We start from the raw sequence: 18,213 nt of genomic DNA, 5'->3' as shown, positions 1-18,213 counted from the left end.
AGGGTAAAGAAAATAGTCTAACAAATATGGTGGAGGTGTGCTATATGGACGTAACGATACATTTTAAAGAAATTGATCATAAATTATTTGGCTTTGTTGAGGGTGAGATTGATACGTTTACTGCTTCAGGATTACGAGAGGAGTTGGAAGCTGTAAAGATTACAGAGGGTTTAGAAATTGAACTTGATTTATCAAAGGTAAATTACATGGATAGTACAGGGCTTGGGATTTTTGTTGCCTTTTATAAGAGAGCATTACGTGAAAATGGTAAAGTAAAGCTCGTTGGTTTATCGAATAGGTTACAAAGATTATTTGAAATTACTGGTCTTAGTGATTTGATGGATATCGAAACTGATAAAAAGGTGGAATTAAGATAATGAAGGAATTTGACTATATTGAAATTAGAGTTCCTGCTAAACCGCAATTTGTCAGTGTCATTCGATTAACTGTCTCGGGCTTAGCAAGTAGGATTGGCTTTAATTATGATGATATTGAAGATTTGAAAATTGCAGCAAGTGAGGCTGTGACAAATGTTGTTCACCATGCTTATAAAGACGAAGAAGAGGGTGAAATTGTCATTGGGTGTGCGCTGTATGACGATAAAATGGAAATGATGATTGCAGATTACGGCAATAGTTTTAATTTTGAAGAGATTAAATCTAAGATTGGGCCGTATCATCCTGAAGAAAGTATTGCAGGGCTAAGAGAAGGTGGTTTGGGGCTTTATTTAATGGAAACTTTGATGGATGAGGTGATGATTAATAACGATGGTGGCGTAACTGTCTTCATGACAAAGTATGTCACTAGGGAGCAGGTGGAGAAAAATGTCGAAAGAATCACTACATAAATCTTCATCTAAAGAAGATGTACTTAAGTGGATTGAATTGTACCAGTCAACGGAGGATGATGAAGCACAAACCAATTTAGTGATTCATTATCGATATCTAGTTGAATCTATAGCTCGTAAATATTCGAATGGTAAATCTTATTATGATGATATTGTTCAAGTAGGGATGCTGGGATTGTTAGGTGCAATAAGACGTTTTGATCCGAATGTTGGTCGTAGTTTTGAAGCTTTTGCCGTGCCAACAATTGTTGGGGAAATCAAACGTTTTTTACGTGATAAAACATGGGATGTGCATGTGCCTAGACGTATTAAGGAACTTGGGCCGAGGATTAAATCAACGGTGGAGGCGCTGACAATTGAATTGCAGCGTTCTCCATCCATTAAAGATATTGCTGAACGATTAGAAGTAGCAGAAGAAGAGGTACTAGAAGCTATGGAAATGAGCCGTAGTTATCAAGCTCTTTCTATGGACCATTCGATAGAGTCAGACTCAGACGGTAGTACAGTCACGTTATTCGATATTTTGGGCAGGGAAGACGATGGCTATGAAATGACAAATCAACGAATGATTGTTCAAGATGCGCTGGTCGTCTTGAACGAGAGGGAAAAACAAATTATTCAGCTTACATATCTAGAGCAACTTAGTCAAAAAGAAGCTGGAGAACGATTAGGGATTTCTCAAATGCATGTATCGAGGATACAAAGGAAAGCAATAAAGAAATTACAAGAGGCTATTCTAGCAAGTGGCGGTGTTTCGCTCTAATCTTTCGTGGGTGTTTAATGAAAAATACCTTTAAAATGAATGGAAATAGTCTACTCATATTCGTCTGAGTAGACTATTTTTTTGCATTTTTAGTAAAGTGTAATGGTAAAATGAAAAGAAAAAGGTAGTGATGATGTGGAGCAAAAGCAAATGTTACAGCTCATTGCAAAAGATGTAGCAGTCAAACCAGGGCAAGTAGAAGCTGTTATTAACTTATTAGAAGAGGGAAATACGGTACCATTTATTGCGCGCTATCGAAAAGAGGTTACAGGATCACTCGATGAGGTGCAAATTAAAGCTGTAGAAGATCGTTATCACTACATACAGCAACTTGAACAACGAAAAGAAGAAGTTATACGATTAATCCAAGAGCAAGAAAAGCTTACACCAGAATTAGAGCAGGCTATTCTTTCAGCAACAATCTTACAACGTGTTGAGGATTTATATAGACCTTATAAGCAAAAACGACGTACAAAGGCGACGATTGCAAAAGAGAAAGGCTTAGAGCCTCTTGCAGATCTCCTGTTAGCATTTAGTGATGATGCATTAGAGCAATTAGCAACTGACTTTGTGGACAATGAACAAGTTGCTAATACGGAAGAAGCTCTGATAGGAGCTCGAGATATATTAGCAGAACGTTTTGCGGACGATGCCTCTATTCGTGAAAAAATCCGAGCTTATTCATGGAAAGATGGAATTCTTGTGACGTCTGTGAAAAATACAGAAATCGACGAGAAAAATGTTTTTGAAATGTATTACGAATATGAAGAGCCTGTTAGTCGCATTGTACCACACCGTATTTTAGCGATAAACCGAGGAGAGAAAGAAGAAATCTTAAAGGTTTCTATTCATGTGCCGGTGGACCGAGTATTAATGATTATGTGGAAAGAATGGATACCTGCAACTGGTTCGTCTCCTGCTATTGCAGAAGTTAAACTAGCAATCGAGGATTCGTACAAGCGTTTAATTCAGCCTTCAATTGAAAGGGAATTGCGAAACGAGCTTACAGAAAAAGCTGAGGCACAGGCTATTCATATTTTTTCCGAAAATTTACGTAACCTATTGCTTCAGCCACCTATGAAAGGTAAATATGTTTTAGGGGTTGATCCAGCTTACCGTACAGGTTGCAAGCTAGCAGTTGTAGATGAAACTGGGAAAATGCTTGAGGTTACAGCTATTTACCCACATCCACCGAAACCAGATGTAGCAAAATCCAAAGCTATTGTAAAAGGAATTTTGGCAAAGTATCCAATAAGTATAATTGCCATTGGTAATGGTACAGCATCTCGAGAGACAGAACAATTTATCGCGGATGTATTAAATGAGCTTACTACTGACATAGCCTATGTGATTGTCAATGAAGCGGGGGCATCTGTTTATTCAGCGTCTGAAATTGCACGTACAGAATTTCCTGATTTACAGGTTGAACAACGTAGTGCTGTCTCCATTGCACGTCGCTTACAGGACCCTTTATCAGAGTTAGTGAAAATTGAACCAAAAGCTGTGGGTGTAGGTCAGTATCAGCATGATGTTTCTCAAAAAAAATTAAATGAATCACTATCTTTTATAGTAGAAACTGCTGTTAACCAAGTTGGTGTTGATGTAAATACGGCTTCATCATCACTCTTACAATACGTTTCTGGCCTATCAAAAACTGTTGCAGAGAATATCGTAAAGACGCGAGAGGAAAATGGTCAATTTACTACACGTGCGCAATTAAAGAAGATTCCAAGGTTAGGCGCCAAAACGTATGAACAAGCTATTGGTTTCCTACGTGTCCCAGAAGCAAAAAATCCGTTTGATGCTACAGGTATTCATCCTGAGAGCTATGCTCTTGCTGAGCAAATATTAGCAGAGGCTCAAATAGATAAAAAAGAGTTAGGGACACAGAAGGCAGAGGAAGCTATTGCAGCACTAAATATCCAAAAGTTAAGTGATGTGCTTGGAGTAGGAGTTGTGACAATTCAAGATATCGTGGATACTTTAATGAAACCTAGTCGTGACCCACGTGATGCATTCCCACAACCATTGCTTAAGACTGATGTATTAAAAATGGAAGATTTAAAAGTTGGTATGGAATTGCAGGGGACGGTAAGAAATGTAGTAGATTTCGGCGCATTTGTTGACATTGGCGTGAAGCAAGATGGACTTGTGCATATTTCTAAACTCCAAAATAAACGTATTAAGCATCCATTAGAAGTTGTGGCGCTTGGGGATATTGTAACTGTCTGGGTTGAACAAATAGATATAACGAAAGGACGTATCTCTTTAACGATGCTTCCACCTAAAAATCAAGTATTAGTTTGAGTACTAAATTTTTGCCACACTGTCTATACTAAGCAGTGTGGTATTCTTGTTGTTAGAGGTGATTACTATGGACAATCAAGAATTACAAGAGCTTGTTCGTCGCTTATCTTTAGAAAACTTTCAGAGGCCATTTCTGCATCAAGCCTACTTTAATGCGAGATTACGTTCAACGGGAGGACGATATCTTTTACAATCCCATAATATTGAGATTAATCCTAAAGCCTATGAGTTATACGGTTTGGAGGAGATTCAAGGTATTGTTTTACACGAATTATGCCATTATCACCTACATATTGAAGGTAAAGGGTATCAGCATCGAGATAAAGATTTTAGAGAATTATTAAGGAAAGTAGATGCCCCCCGATTTTGTGCAGTTTTACATGTCCCTAAAGCTACAGTTAAAAAACAGCGACGACGCTATACATATACTTGTGTCAATTGCCACCAATTATATATACGGAAAATAAAAATGAATGTTGAAAAGTATTGTTGCAGTAAGTGTTTGGGGAAATTAAAATTATTGGAGTAAAAAAAGTTTAAAAAATAGTTGACGTTTTGTTGAGTTGTCCCTATAATAGTAAAAGTCGACAAGATAACGGCGACAACATAACATGAATTATTCCGAAGTAGCTCAGTTGGTAGTAGCACCTGACTGTTAATCAGGTTGTCGCAGGTTCGAGTCCTGCCTTCGGAGCCATGGCCCCTTGGTCAAGTGGTTAAGACACCGCCCTTTCACGGCGGTAACACGGGTTCGAATCCCGTAGGGGTCATTTTTCATAATTTAATGTAAATAATATTTTGGTCCCGTGGTGTAGCGGTTAACATGCCTGCCTGTCACGCAGGAGATCGCCGGTTCGATCCCGGTCGGGACCGCCACTTATTGGGGTATAGCCAAGCGGTAAGGCAACGGATTTTGATTCCGTCATGCCTAGGTTCGAATCCTAGTACCCCAGCCATTCATTTCTTAATTCGAGCCATTAGCTCAGTTGGTAGAGCATCTGACTTTTAATCAGAGGGTCGAAGGTTCGAGTCCTTCATGGCTCATCTCTTTAAGAAAAAGAGTTGACTTTTCAAATTATCATAGTATAATAAAAAAGTTACTAATCGAATGCGGTCGTGGCGGAACGGCAGACGCGCTAGGTTGAGGGCCTAGTGGGGGCAACCCCGTGGAGGTTCAAGTCCTCTCGGCCGCACCAAGTCAATTAATTTCATATGCGCCCGTAGCTCAATTGGATAGAGCGTCTGACTACGGATCAGAAGGTTGTGGGTTCGACTCCTGCCGGGCGCGCCATTTTTAAGAAAATATATGCGGGTGTAGTTTAATGGTAAAACCTCAGCCTTCCAAGCTGATGTCGTGAGTTCGATTCTCATCACCCGCTCCAAAAAAAGTATTGACAACCTTTTGGTTGTATGATAGATTTAAATAGTTGTCCAAAAGGGCGACAATATGAACCTTGAAAACTGAACAAGCAAAACGTAATCAATAAATTTTTAAGTAGCTAGCTTTGCTAGTGAACGAAACACAATTTTGGACATCAAACATGATGCCAGCAAAACAATTTGAGCTAATCAAATTTCTTTTATGGAGAGTTTGATCCTGGCTCAGGACGAACGCTGGCGGCGTGCCTAATACATGCAAGTCGAGCGAACAGAAAAGGAGCTTGCTCCTTTGACGTTAGCGGCGGACGGGTGAGTAACACGTGGGCAACCTACCCTATAGTTTGGGATAACTCCGGGAAACCGGGGCTAATACCGAATAATCTCTTTTACTTCATGGTGAAAGACTGAAAGACGGCATCTCGCTGTCGCTATAGGATGGGCCCGCGGCGCATTAGCTAGTTGGTGAGGTAACGGCTCACCAAGGCGACGATGCGTAGCCGACCTGAGAGGGTGATCGGCCACACTGGGACTGAGACACGGCCCAGACTCCTACGGGAGGCAGCAGTAGGGAATCTTCCACAATGGGCGAAAGCCTGATGGAGCAACGCCGCGTGAGTGAAGAAGGTTTTCGGATCGTAAAACTCTGTTGTAAGGGAAGAACAAGTACAGTAGTAACTGGCTGTACCTTGACGGTACCTTATTAGAAAGCCACGGCTAACTACGTGCCAGCAGCCGCGGTAATACGTAGGTGGCAAGCGTTGTCCGGAATTATTGGGCGTAAAGCGCGCGCAGGCGGTCCTTTAAGTCTGATGTGAAAGCCCACGGCTCAACCGTGGAGGGTCATTGGAAACTGGGGGACTTGAGTGCAGAAGAGGAAAGTGGAATTCCAAGTGTAGCGGTGAAATGCGTAGAGATTTGGAGGAACACCAGTGGCGAAGGCGACTTTCTGGTCTGTAACTGACGCTGAGGCGCGAAAGCGTGGGGAGCAAACAGGATTAGATACCCTGGTAGTCCACGCCGTAAACGATGAGTGCTAAGTGTTAGGGGGTTTCCGCCCCTTAGTGCTGCAGCTAACGCATTAAGCACTCCGCCTGGGGAGTACGGTCGCAAGACTGAAACTCAAAGGAATTGACGGGGGCCCGCACAAGCGGTGGAGCATGTGGTTTAATTCGAAGCAACGCGAAGAACCTTACCAGGTCTTGACATCCCGTTGACCACTGTAGAGATATAGTTTCCCCTTCGGGGGCAACGGTGACAGGTGGTGCATGGTTGTCGTCAGCTCGTGTCGTGAGATGTTGGGTTAAGTCCCGCAACGAGCGCAACCCTTGATCTTAGTTGCCATCATTTAGTTGGGCACTCTAAGGTGACTGCCGGTGACAAACCGGAGGAAGGTGGGGATGACGTCAAATCATCATGCCCCTTATGACCTGGGCTACACACGTGCTACAATGGACGATACAAACGGTTGCCAACTCGCGAGAGGGAGCTAATCCGATAAAGTCGTTCTCAGTTCGGATTGTAGGCTGCAACTCGCCTACATGAAGCCGGAATCGCTAGTAATCGCGGATCAGCATGCCGCGGTGAATACGTTCCCGGGCCTTGTACACACCGCCCGTCACACCACGAGAGTTTGTAACACCCGAAGTCGGTGAGGTAACCTTTTGGAGCCAGCCGCCGAAGGTGGGATAGATGATTGGGGTGAAGTCGTAACAAGGTAGCCGTATCGGAAGGTGCGGCTGGATCACCTCCTTTCTAAGGATACTTTCGGAATACAAACCTTGGGTTTGTAAGATTACGTTTTGCGTTCAGTTTTGAAGGTTCATTCTTCTGAATGAAACACTTCAAAACTTGTTCTTTGAAAACTGGATAAAACGACATTGAAATTGTAACAAACACATTTATTTTTTAAGTTTTTTTATAGGCTTAATAACTTGGTTAAGTTATTAAGGGCGCACGGCGAATGCCTTGGCACTAGGAGCCGAAGAAGGACGGCACTAACACCGATATGCTTCGGGGAGCTGTAAGTGAGCTTTGATCCGGAGATTTCCGAATGGGGGAACCCACTACGTTTAATCGCGTAGTATCTTGACGTGAATACATAGCGTCTTGAAGGCAGACCCAGGGAACTGAAACATCTAAGTACCTGGAGGAAGAGAAAGAAAAATCGATTCCCTGAGTAGCGGCGAGCGAAACGGGAAGAGCCCAAACCAAGAGGCTTGCCTCTTGGGGTTGTAGGACACTCAATACGGAGTTACAAAAGAGCGAGTTAGATGAAGCGACTTGGAAAGGTCCGCCAGAGCAGGTAAAAGCCCTGTAGTCGAAAGTTCGTTCTCTCCTGAGTGGATCCTGAGTACGGCGGAACACGTGAAATTCCGTCGGAATCCGGGAGGACCATCTCCCAAGGCTAAATACTACCTAGTGACCGATAGTGAACCAGTACCGTGAGGGAAAGGTGAAAAGCACCCCGGAAGGGGAGTGAAAGAGATCCTGAAACCGTGTGCCTACAAGTAGTTAGAGCCCGTTAATGGGTGATAGCGTGCCTTTTGTAGAATGAACCGGCGAGTTACGATTACGTGCAAGGTTAAGCTTTAGAAGGCGGAGCCGCAGCGAAAGCGAGTCTGAATAGGGCGAAGTAGTACGTGGTCGTAGACCCGAAACCAGGTGATCTACCCATGTCCAGGGTGAAGGTGAGGTAACACTTACTGGAGGCCCGAACCCACGCACGTTGAAAAGTGCGGGGATGAGGTGTGGGTAGCGGAGAAATTCCAATCGAACTTGGAGATAGCTGGTTCTCTCCGAAATAGCTTTAGGGCTAGCCTCGTGATGAGAATACTGGAGGTAGAGCACTGTTTGGACTAGGGGGCCATCCCGGTTTACCGAATTCAGACAAACTCCGAATGCCAGATATTTATACACGGGAGTCAGACTGCGAGTGATAAGATCCGTAGTCAAAAGGGAAACAGCCCAGACCACCAGCTAAGGTCCCAAAGTAATCGTTAAGTGGAAAAGGATGTGGCGTTGCACAGACAACCAGGATGTTGGCTTAGAAGCAGCCATCATTTAAAGAGTGCGTAATAGCTCACTGGTCGAGTGACGCTGCGCCGAAAATGTATCGGGGCTAAACGATTCACCGAAGCTGTGGATTGACATCTACGATGTCAGTGGTAGGAGAGCGTTCTAAGTGCGTTGAAGTCAGACCGGAAGGACTGGTGGAGCGCTTAGAAGTGAGAATGCCGGTATGAGTAGCGAAAGACGGGTGAGAATCCCGTCCACCGTATGACTAAGGTTTCCTGAGGAAGGCTCGTCCGCTCAGGGTTAGTCGGGACCTAAGCCGAGGCCGATAGGCGTAGGCGATGGACAACAGGTTGATATTCCTGTACCACCTCCTCACCGTTTGAGAAATGGGGGGACGCAGTAGGATAGGGTAAGCGCGCCGTTGGTTGTGCGCGTCCAAGCAGTAAGGCGTGTGTGTAGGCAAATCCGCACACTGTAACGTTGAGCTGTGATGGCGAGTCCGTATGGACGAAGTTCCTGATTTCACACTGCCAAGAAAAGCCTCTATCGAGGTGAGAGGTGCCCGTACCGCAAACCGACACAGGTAGTCGAGGAGAGAATCCTAAGGTGTGCGAGAGAACTCTCGTTAAGGAACTCGGCAAAATGACCCCGTAACTTCGGGAGAAGGGGTGCTCTTGAGCGTGCAAGCGCATGAGAGCCGCAGTGAATAGGCCCAGGCGACTGTTTAGCAAAAACACAGGTCTCTGCAAAACCGTAAGGTGACGTATAGGGGCTGACGCCTGCCCGGTGCTGGAAGGTTAAGAGGAGTGGTTAGCGCAAGCGAAGCTGCGAATTGAAGCCCCAGTAAACGGCGGCCGTAACTATAACGGTCCTAAGGTAGCGAAATTCCTTGTCGGGTAAGTTCCGACCCGCACGAAAGGCGTAACGATCTGGGCACTGTCTCAACGAGAGACTCGGTGAAATTATAGTACCTGTGAAGATGCAGGTTACCCGCGACAGGACGGAAAGACCCCGTGGAGCTTTACTGTAGCCTGATATTGAATTTTGGTACAACTTGTACAGGATAGGTAGGAGCCAGAGATCTCGGAGCGCCAGCTTCGAAGGAGGCGTCGGTGGGATACTACCCTGGTTGTATTGAAATTCTAACCCATGCCCCTTAGCGGGGCAGGAGACAGTGTCAGGCGGACAGTTTGACTGGGGCGGTCGCCTCCTAAAAGGTAACGGAGGCGCCCAAAGGTTCCCTCAGAATGGTTGGAAATCATTCGTAGAGTGTAAAGGCACAAGGGAGCTTGACTGCGAGACCTACAAGTCGAGCAGGGTCGAAAGACGGGCTTAGTGATCCGGTGGTTCCGCATGGAAGGGCCATCGCTCAACGGATAAAAGCTACCCCGGGGATAACAGGCTTATCTCCCCCAAGAGTCCACATCGACGGGGAGGTTTGGCACCTCGATGTCGGCTCATCGCATCCTGGGGCTGTAGTCGGTCCCAAGGGTTGGGCTGTTCGCCCATTAAAGCGGTACGCGAGCTGGGTTCAGAACGTCGTGAGACAGTTCGGTCCCTATCCGTCGTGGGCGTAGGAAATTTGAGAGGAGCTGTCCTTAGTACGAGAGGACCGGGATGGACACACCGCTGGTGTACCAGTTGTCTTGCCAAAGGCATCGCTGGGTAGCTATGTGTGGACGGGATAAGTGCTGAAAGCATCTAAGCATGAAGCCCCCCTCAAGATGAGATTTCCCATTACGCAAGTAAGTAAGATCCCTCAAAGACGATGAGGTAGATAGGTTCGAGGTGGAAGTGTGGTGACACATGGAGCTGACGAATACTAATCGATCGAGGACTTAACCAAAAAAGTTTGAAACATTCAATGCACCGTTTATCCAGTTTTGAAAGAATAATTCTTTCAACAAAAAAGAGAGCTTCAAGACGCCGTAATACGCCGTGTATTGGAGGTCGAATAAAAGTCTAGTGATGATGGCAAAGAGGTCACACCCGTTCCCATACCGAACACGGAAGTTAAGCTCTTTAGCGCCGATGGTAGTTGGGGGCTTCCCCCTGTGAGAGTAGGACGTCGCTAGGCAACAAAAACAGTCAGCTGAGTGCTGACTGTTTTTTATTTCATACTTATTTCTTCTTTTTAAATCTATCACTGTATGCAATCCAAAAATCGGCGTTTTCAATGCCAACCTCACGTGGATCGAAAATAGGATCCAGGCCTGCCTTCTTTTGACGATCATAATCGCGCAAAACTTTGATAGCAGGTTTTGATAATAAAACGATTACAATAAAGTTTAAATAGCTCATACTTCCGAATCCAATATCCCCCAATCCCCACATAAGGCTCACAGATTGAATGCTTCCGATGTAAACGACTATTAAAAAAATAATTTTTAAAACGAATTTTAATATTGGATATTGTAATTTCTTATCTAGATATACAATTGTCGTTTCTGCTATATAATAGTATGCCATTAAAGTTGTAAAGGCAAAAAGGAAAATGGCAATGGCTACAAAACTACTTCCAAGATTATGAAATACAGTAGATACAGCGGCTTGCGTATAAGCAGTACCTGCAACAAGGCCTGGAACGTTCTCTACAAGCGGTGATGTAGCGCCAGGAGGTGTTACATTATACATACCTGTTATTAAAATCATTAAAGCCGTTGCTGTGCAAACGATTATCGTATCAATATAAATCGAGAAACCTTGGACTAAACCTTGTTTAGCTGGGTGTGTTACTTCAGCGGCAGCTGAACTGAATGTTGCTTCACCTGCACCAGCCACATTTGAAAATACTGAACGTCTTACACCCCAGGCAATAGCCGCTCCAACGATACCTCCGAATATTTCATTTGTACCAAATGCGCTTGTAACGATTAATTTAAGCATTCCAGGAATTGCACTTAAATTAGCTCCTAAAATAATGATTGTTAATAGAACATAAGCAAGCGCCATAATTGGGACAACTTTATCTGCTACTCGTGCAATCCGCTTAATGCCACCAAAAATGATTAATGCTAAAAGTACAACAATAATTATACCTGTTACAAATGGTGGAAAATGAAATGCTGTATCGAATGAAGCAGCTATTGTGTTTGCTTGAATCCCTGGCACTAAAATTCCATACGAAATACAAATTACGATTGCTACAAAGATGGCAAATCCTTTTAATTTTAACCCTTTTTCAATATAATAGGGAGATCCACCACGATATTGATTATCCGCCTTTTCTTTGTATACTTGTGCTAAAGTTGATTCGATGAATGCACTTGCTCCACCGAGGAAGGCCATAACTCCCATCCAAAATACTGCACCGGGTCCCCCAGCAGCAATAGCAGTTGCCACCCCAGCAATATTACCAACCCCGACACGTCCAGACAACGCCATACAGAAAGCTTGAAAAGAAGAGATGCCTTCGTTCGTTTCCCCTCGTTGACGCAATAACCGTATCATCTCAGGAATATAACGAAATTGAACAGCTTTTGTAATAACAGTGAAATATAAGCCTACACCTAATGCTAAGTAAACGAGTGCATTTCCCCAAATGTAATCAACTAAAGTATTTACGATTGCTTCCATTTATTCTCCCCCTTAAAGAATCATTTCACAGCCCACATCCTTGTTTCTTCCTCTATCGTTCTATAGAAACCCTCCTTTCAACTTTAATTTCTTACTAATGGATAATGCATTTTTTATGCCAATAATTGAGCTTCATGTTTTTTCGACAACGAAATGAATGGATTAAGGCTATAAAAAAATAAAAAATCTTTCTCTTAAAAAGCTAGAGAAAGATTTTTTATAGGAACAATTGATTTAAAAACTGTATACACTTTTTTACTTTTGTCTAAAAAAATGGACATAATTAACTTAGCGTATGTGACAAAGTTTGTGACCATATTTCCTTCATTTTTTGACGACCTACTAAAACTTCCGGATGGAATTGGATATGGGCATTAGCCCTTGTTGTTTCTACATCTTCAATTGCTTGTTGAATGTCTAGTTGCGTAACGCTAGCACCTAACTTGGATGCAATAGTGAGGGCAGCAACTTTTCCTTGTGCTAATGCTACTTTTGCGCCTTCAATTCCTGTAATATTGCCCGCAACATGTAAGCCTGTTAAGTTCGTCTCCATTTGTTCATTATGTAGAGGGACGAATCCGCCTAATTGTTCAATATAATGGAAGGGGCAACCTGCTAAAGAGGCCAATTCTGCTAACGGATATAATCCTCCTGCGATACAAACAAAATCTACATCAATGCGTTTCTCACTGCCTGGAACAATAGAACCATCTATATTGACTGTTGCAAGAACAACACCTTCAACTTGGTCTTTACCCACAATTTCAATAACAGCTTTTCGCAACATAATTGGAATCCCCCACATTCTAACCCCATCTTTAGGATAGAACGTAATCCCAAGTTTCTTTAGGAATTCATTTTTCATAAACTTACTACCAATTTTTATAAGTGGAGAAGGGGCCATATGAGAAACATGCAATAAAGAATTCATTACCTCTAATGGATTACTACTATTAATTGTTAATAAATTGGCTGCAGGTAATGTGATAGCTGCCACTTGCACGTCAGCGATTTGCAACTCCATAGCAATTGCAGAAGAAAGCACATTAACACCAATAATAACGCCGCGCTTGCCGGGCTTTACCCGATGCACATTTGTCATGACTTGCGCAGCCCCTACAGACATCACACCAGGCAACGTCCATCCTGGAATAGGGAACGGTGATTCAGCGGCACCTGTAGCTAAGAGCAACTGCTTTGTATGGAAAACACCTTTATTCGTATGGAGTACCCAATCTTGATCTATTTTTTCTAAATCTGAAACGGACGTTTGTAAAGAAAACTCGACATTCAATTCTTTGGCACGAGCTAATAATCGTTCGGATTCTACTATGCCATTCCACCATTTATTTGGGCTTTCTTCGTAAAGTTGTCCAAGTAAACGTCCGCCTGCATAAAGGTACTCATCTATAACGACAACGCCAATATTTTTTTCAGCCAAAGTAATAGCTGCAGAAAGACCAGCAGGACCAGCACCGATAATAATTACTTTATTTCCCATGATGTTTCCTCCAATCACGTACCGTCGTTGGAAGTACTTTGCCACTCTTTACAACCATACCTTCAGTGACTGGCGTAATACATGCACGTTCTCCATCTAAGCCGTTGATATTTACACGGCATTCAAAGCAATGACCAATATTACAATAAATACCACGTGGATGACCAGTTTCCTCATGCACGCGTAATGTGCGGATATCTTGGGCAAGTAATGCAGCTGCTAATGATTCGCCTTTATATGCTTCGTATAATTGATCATCAAAAGTAAAAGATACTTTTTCCTTGTGTGGCAGATCTCCCAAAATAGGATGACTCATAATACGTTCTGTCATGATTTAACCTCCCCTAAATCCGCAAAACGCACCGGACGAATGGGCGCTTGGTATTTTAATGATATGTCATTATTGCTTCTTGGCTGATAGATATGTGCGATTTGGTCTACCATTGTACGACAAGTACGACCACCACAGTAGCCCATTCCCGCACGCGTACGTAATTTTAGTTCTCGTGCAGAACAATTATATTCAGATGCTGTTTTGACTAGTTCATCGAAGCTAACTTCTTCACAACGACATACCATCATAGTTTTATTTTGCATAGCCTACACCCCTAATACGCAATTTTTATTTACATATATAGTTACTGCAAAAACTATGCCAGATAATTTCTTTTATTATTTTAATCAGCATCCAACGAATGTATAAAGTATCAAACAATACGTGTATAAAAAATGGACAGTTTAAAAAAATTAGACATCTATATTTAGCCTTTTTAATCGGTTGTATAAAGTGGCGCGTGTAATGCCTAATTTTTTTGCACACATCTTTTTATTGCCATTCACAGAAGTCAGTTGTTGCAAAATAATTTCTCGCTCATAATGTTCAAGCTGTTCACTTAATTGGGTGCCATTGCTTTGGGGCAAGTCTTTTGGTACCTCTAGTAGTTCTGCTTTAGGAACAGCTGCCAAAATATCGGCTGGTAAATCTTCTACATGAATGGCTCCCTCATTTGAAAAAACAACGAGCCGTTCTATAACATTACTAAGTTCACGTACATTTCCTGGCCACTGATAGTGTAATAGAATATTGACAATCTCAGGAGGAATTCCTTGAATAGGGCGGTTGTATTTAATCGATTTTTCATATAAAAAATAGTTACTAATTTCTAAAATATCTGATGCACGCTCTCGTAATGGGGGAACAGTGAAATTTACAACATTTAAACGATAATATAAATCTTCTCTAAATTTTCCTTCTGCTACTAATTGTTTTAAGTCCCTATTCGTAGCAGCAACTAAATTAAAATCAACATCCATTTCTTTTGTGCCACCGACAGCATAAAATGTTTTTTCTTGTAGCAATCGCAAAATTTTCACTTGCATGTCTAAAGGCATTTCCCCAATTTCATCTAGAAACAAGGTGCCGCCACGTGCTAACTCAACCTTCCCCTTTTTTCCTTTTTGATGGGCACCAGAAAAGGCCCCTTTTTCATAACCGAAAATCTCACTTTCAAATAAGCCGCTTGGAATGGCCCCACAGTTGATTGCTACAAAGGGCGCTTCAGGTTTTTCTCGAATGGCATGGACGGCTCGAGCGAAAAGCTCTTTGCCGACCCCACTTTCACCATATATTAAAATATTGGCTTCTGTTTCAGCGACTTTTTTTACTTTTTCAAGCACATTTTTAAGCTGTGGGCTATTGCCACGGATTAATGTAAAAGGATCATACGCTAAGCCATTCGTATTCATCTGTTTCTCTAAATTCAGTAATTTTTCCGATGTAATATGGAGCTCCTCGTTTAATTTTTTTACATGCGTAATATCTGTCTCTGCCACCACTGCGCCAATCGTTTTATCATTTAACATAACAGGGTTTGAATTAATCATCACGACAAGATCTTCACGAGGAAAATGTTGTTGCTGATAAACGGATTTCCCATGCTGTAATGTATGTAATATTTCAAGTTGGTCTTCTTTAAAGAAATTCGTGATAGGTTGTCCAATAATATGATTGCCAGATACAGAAAAAATACTTTCGGCACCTTTTGTCCAATAAATGACGTTTTGATTACCATCAATGACAGTACATGATTCATTAATGGTTTCTAAAATAGTGTTTAAGTAAGCGTTAGTACACTCTAATTCATAGGCAAGATCATGCATTAAGGATTCTTTCCATAAATAACCTATATATTTTTTTTCTTCGTCACGCACAAGTAAATACTCATATTCCTCTAAATAATCAAGCGCTGTTTTGAGCGGACAATCCATACGAATAATTTGACAGGCGATATAGTTAATATCACTTTTTCGTTTGCCTCTTTTAACGGCATAAGGTTTGTCATTTTCAATAACAAAATACTGTATTTTATCATTATTCATTTTAGTAATGACTTCTTCTATAGGGATAAAAGCGAAATTTCGTTTTAGCATTTTATTCATAATTAAATGGTATGGATGCAATGTAAGTCCCCCTTCGTAACCGTGTGTCAAATTTTTTAGAATATTAAAATTTATTTTGACATATAGTGGCTTCTTAATCAAACAAATTTCAGATGTTTAGATTGGCATAGTTTTTGCACAATGTTAAGTGCTAGTTAAAAAAGGGGGGAGAACCTTGGGGACATCTCATCATGATATCGTTATTATTGGCGGAGGCATTATTGGAGCGGCAATTGCTTATTATTGTGCAAAGGCGGGACTTGAAATAACGGTACTCGAAAAAAATGAATTAGCGAGTGGTACATCTTCTCGTTGTGATGGCAATATTTTAGCCATTGATAAGGACCCGGGCTTTGATAGCCAAATGTCATTAGTAAGCCAACAATTAGTACATGACTTAGATAAAGACTTGGAAATTAAATTTGAATATCGTAACCCAGGAAGTATTCTTGTTTGTGAAAGTGAAGTAGAAATGGAAGCTGCACAGCAATGGGTGACACGGCAAAAACAAGCGGGTTTAGATTTTAAAATGTTAGACCGCGCAGATTTAAGAAATGAATCAAAGTTTTTTGCAGACGATTTATATGGTGGGCTTGAGTGTAAAACCGACTCAACAGTGAATCCGTATATGCTGACGTTTTCCATGTTCCATTCAGCAGAAAAATTAGGCGCAAACATAAGAAAACATACCGAAGTCAGAATGATTAAGAAGCAGTCAGATGGCACATTTTTAATCGATACAAATGTGGAGACGATGACGGCTAACAAAGTAATTAATGCTTGTGGTATTTGGGCTCCAAGCATTGGCCAGATGTTAGGCATCGATATTCCAATACAGCCGCGTAAAGGACACCTTATTGTGGCGTCTCGTCAAGAGCCAGTAGGTCTTCGCAAAGTGATGGAATTTGGCTATTTAATTTCTAAATTTGGTGGAGAGCGGATGGTGGATGCGGATATTGAAAAATACGGTGTGGCATTAGTTTTTGAACCAACCGAAGCACAAAATTTTTTAATCGGGAGTAGTCGTCAATTTGTTGGGTTTGATACAAAAGTCAATCATGATGTTGTCAAAATGATTGCAAGGCGTGCTATGCGCTTTTATCCGAAAATCGCCGATATGTCGATTATTCGTACATATTGTGGGTTAAGACCATGGACGGAGGATCATTTACCAATTATTTGTGAAGTAGAGCAAGTACCTGGCTTCTATATAGCGGCAGGTCATGAAGGGGACGGTATAAGCTTAGCTGCCGTTACAGGAAAACTCGTGCAAGAATTGCTGCAACATAAAAATACGTGTATTCCGACGGAGCCAGTTAATATGAATCGATTTCAGAAGGGAGTACTTCACACATGAAATTCCAAAAGCTATTTACCACAATTGATACCCATACAGGGGGCAATCCAACAAGGTCACTTATTAGTGGTATGCCGAAACTAAAAGGGGAAACGATGTCAGACAAAATGTTATATATGCAAAAACATTACGACTGGATACGCAAGTTTTTGATGAACGAACCCCGCGGCCATAGTGTTATGTCAGGTGCGATTATTACTGACCCTTGCCATCCAGATGCTGATCTTGGTGTTATTTATATCGAAACGGGTGGCTACTTACCAATGTGTGGACACGATACGATTGGTGTATGTACAGCACTTGTCGAAGCAAAATTAATAGACATTCAAACACCGTATACAAATATTACATTAGACACGCCAGCAGGTTTAATCGATGTACAAATTAAAGTAGAAGAAGGAATTGCGAAAGAAGTGACATTTAAAAATGTACCTTCATTTCTATTAAAAAAAGTGGATATTGAGGATCCAGAGCTAGGGACAGTTGAATGTGAAATAGCCTATGGGGGCAATTTTTATGGTATTGTCGATGCTCGTAAAATAGGTCTTGATTTATCAGTAGAAAATGCGACAGCAATCATTAATACAGGTATTCGTCTCCGAAATGCTGTCAATGCCAAAGAAAAGATTGTCCATCCTGAGTTTTCATTTATTGAGGGACTCACACATATGGAGTTTTATACGGATGCTACCAATGAATTAGCACATTTAAAAAATACAGTCGTTGTACCACCAGGTGGGATAGACCGGTCACCATGTGGTACAGGAACGTCAGCTAAAATTGCTACGCTTTATACGAAAAATGAGCTGGCAGTCAATGAACCATTTGTTTATGAAAGTATCGTAGGAACATTATTTACAGCACGTGTACTAGAGGAAGTAACAGTAGGTGATGGGGTGGCCGTTATCCCTGAAGTAACAGGGTCTGCATGGGTAATGGGCATGCATAAATTCTTTTACAATGAGCAAGATCCATTAAAAGAAGGCTATTTAATGATTCCACCGATGGATCACTAAAGGAGGATATAG

At 41.9% G+C, this 18,213-nt stretch carries 12 protein-coding genes, 8 tRNA genes and 3 rRNA genes; 18 read left to right on the top strand and 5 right to left on the bottom strand.

The features are described from left to right. Positions 1–44: 44 nt before the first annotated feature. The 16 genes from LCP48_RS20960 (at position 45) to rrf (ending at position 10,389) form a co-directional block, all read left to right on the top strand. Positions 45–377 (top strand): STAS domain-containing protein, encoded by a 333-nt coding sequence (locus tag LCP48_RS20960; RefSeq protein WP_004232057.1) that lies wholly within the window; start codon positions 45–47, stop codon positions 375–377. Further along, positions 377–847, top strand: a complete 471-nt coding sequence (rsbW, locus tag LCP48_RS20955) for an anti-sigma B factor RsbW (protein WP_004232058.1) — start codon at positions 377–379, stop codon at positions 845–847. The genes LCP48_RS20960 and rsbW overlap by 1 nt, the downstream gene beginning before the upstream one ends. Next, a complete protein-coding gene (sigB, locus tag LCP48_RS20950) occupies positions 825–1,610 on the top strand; it encodes an RNA polymerase sigma factor SigB (protein ID WP_009370668.1) in 786 nt (261 codons plus the stop codon). Before rsbW ends, sigB begins: the two co-directional genes overlap by 23 nt. Positions 1,611–1,745: 135 nt before the next feature. Further along, positions 1,746–3,917, top strand: coding sequence for a Tex family protein (locus tag LCP48_RS20945; protein WP_004232060.1), 2,172 nt, complete (start codon positions 1,746–1,748; stop codon positions 3,915–3,917). 67 nt (positions 3,918–3,984) lie between these two features. After that, a complete protein-coding gene (locus LCP48_RS20940; RefSeq protein WP_004232061.1) occupies positions 3,985–4,446 on the top strand; it encodes a SprT family protein in 462 nt (153 codons plus the stop codon). Between the two features lie 91 nt (positions 4,447–4,537). Then, positions 4,538–4,614 (top strand) — tRNA-Asn (locus LCP48_RS20935). Between the two features lies 1 nt (position 4,615). Next, positions 4,616–4,687 (top strand) — tRNA-Glu (locus tag LCP48_RS20930). Positions 4,688–4,717: 30 nt separating this feature from the next. Further along, positions 4,718–4,793, top strand: a tRNA-Asp gene (locus LCP48_RS20925). 5 nt (positions 4,794–4,798) lie between these two features. After that, positions 4,799–4,873 (top strand) — tRNA-Gln (locus LCP48_RS20920). A gap of 15 nt (positions 4,874–4,888) precedes the next feature. Beyond that, a tRNA-Lys gene (locus LCP48_RS20915) sits at positions 4,889–4,961 on the top strand. Positions 4,962–5,027: 66 nt separating this feature from the next. Further along, a tRNA-Leu gene (locus tag LCP48_RS20910) sits at positions 5,028–5,113 on the top strand. An 18-nt stretch (positions 5,114–5,131) separates the two neighbouring features. Continuing rightward, positions 5,132–5,208 (top strand) — tRNA-Arg (locus tag LCP48_RS20905). A gap of 17 nt (positions 5,209–5,225) precedes the next feature. Then, positions 5,226–5,299, top strand: a tRNA-Gly gene (locus LCP48_RS20900). 197 nt (positions 5,300–5,496) lie between these two features. Continuing rightward, positions 5,497–7,049: ribosomal RNA gene (locus LCP48_RS20895) — 16S ribosomal RNA — on the top strand. Between the two features lie 181 nt (positions 7,050–7,230). Further along, positions 7,231–10,158, top strand: a 23S ribosomal RNA gene (locus LCP48_RS20890). A 115-nt stretch (positions 10,159–10,273) separates the two neighbouring features. Beyond that, positions 10,274–10,389, top strand: a 5S ribosomal RNA gene (gene rrf / locus LCP48_RS20885). The 16S, 23S and 5S rRNA genes sit together here with 8 tRNA genes alongside, the layout of an rRNA operon. 44 nt (positions 10,390–10,433) lie before the next feature. On the opposite strand, the gene LCP48_RS20880 is transcribed toward rrf, so the two are convergent. The 5 genes from LCP48_RS20880 to LCP48_RS20860 all read right to left on the bottom strand — a co-directional run bounded on the left by LCP48_RS20880 (position 10,434) and on the right by LCP48_RS20860 (position 15,828). After that, positions 10,434–11,888 (bottom strand): alanine/glycine:cation symporter family protein, encoded by a 1,455-nt coding sequence (locus tag LCP48_RS20880; RefSeq protein ID WP_004232871.1) that lies wholly within the window; start codon positions 11,886–11,888, stop codon positions 10,434–10,436. 283 nt (positions 11,889–12,171) lie between these two features. Then, positions 12,172–13,389 (bottom strand): NAD(P)/FAD-dependent oxidoreductase, encoded by a 1,218-nt coding sequence (locus LCP48_RS20875; RefSeq protein ID WP_004224291.1) that lies wholly within the window; start codon positions 13,387–13,389, stop codon positions 12,172–12,174. Next, positions 13,379–13,720, bottom strand: coding sequence for a (2Fe-2S)-binding protein (locus LCP48_RS20870; protein ID WP_004224292.1), 342 nt, complete (start codon positions 13,718–13,720; stop codon positions 13,379–13,381). Before LCP48_RS20870 ends, LCP48_RS20875 begins: the two co-directional genes overlap by 11 nt. Further along, complete coding sequence (locus tag LCP48_RS20865) at positions 13,717–13,986, bottom strand: (2Fe-2S)-binding protein (protein ID WP_004224294.1); 270 nt, start codon at positions 13,984–13,986, stop codon at positions 13,717–13,719. Before LCP48_RS20865 ends, LCP48_RS20870 begins: the two co-directional genes overlap by 4 nt. Before the next feature lie 150 nt (positions 13,987–14,136). After that, on the bottom strand, positions 14,137–15,828 hold the full coding sequence (locus LCP48_RS20860; protein WP_192807123.1) for a sigma-54 interaction domain-containing protein: 1,692 nt from the start codon (positions 15,826–15,828) through the stop codon (positions 14,137–14,139). 175 nt (positions 15,829–16,003) lie between these two features. Between LCP48_RS20860 and LCP48_RS20855 the strand changes: the two genes are divergently transcribed. Together LCP48_RS20855 and LCP48_RS20850 are read left to right on the top strand one after the other, a co-directional pair. Further along, positions 16,004–17,185: an NAD(P)/FAD-dependent oxidoreductase gene (locus LCP48_RS20855; protein ID WP_004224299.1), complete on the top strand. Its 1,182-nt coding sequence runs from the start codon at positions 16,004–16,006 to the stop codon at positions 17,183–17,185. Continuing rightward, positions 17,182–18,201 (top strand): proline racemase family protein, encoded by a 1,020-nt coding sequence (locus LCP48_RS20850; RefSeq protein WP_004224302.1) that lies wholly within the window; start codon positions 17,182–17,184, stop codon positions 18,199–18,201. Before LCP48_RS20855 ends, LCP48_RS20850 begins: the two co-directional genes overlap by 4 nt. Positions 18,202–18,213: the final 12 nt, after the last annotated feature.

The sequence above is a fragment of the Lysinibacillus capsici genome (assembly GCF_020217405.1).
GTDB lineage: Bacteria > Bacillota > Bacilli > Bacillales_A > Planococcaceae > Lysinibacillus > Lysinibacillus capsici.
This window is presented reverse-complemented; position numbering and strand designations above follow the sequence as displayed.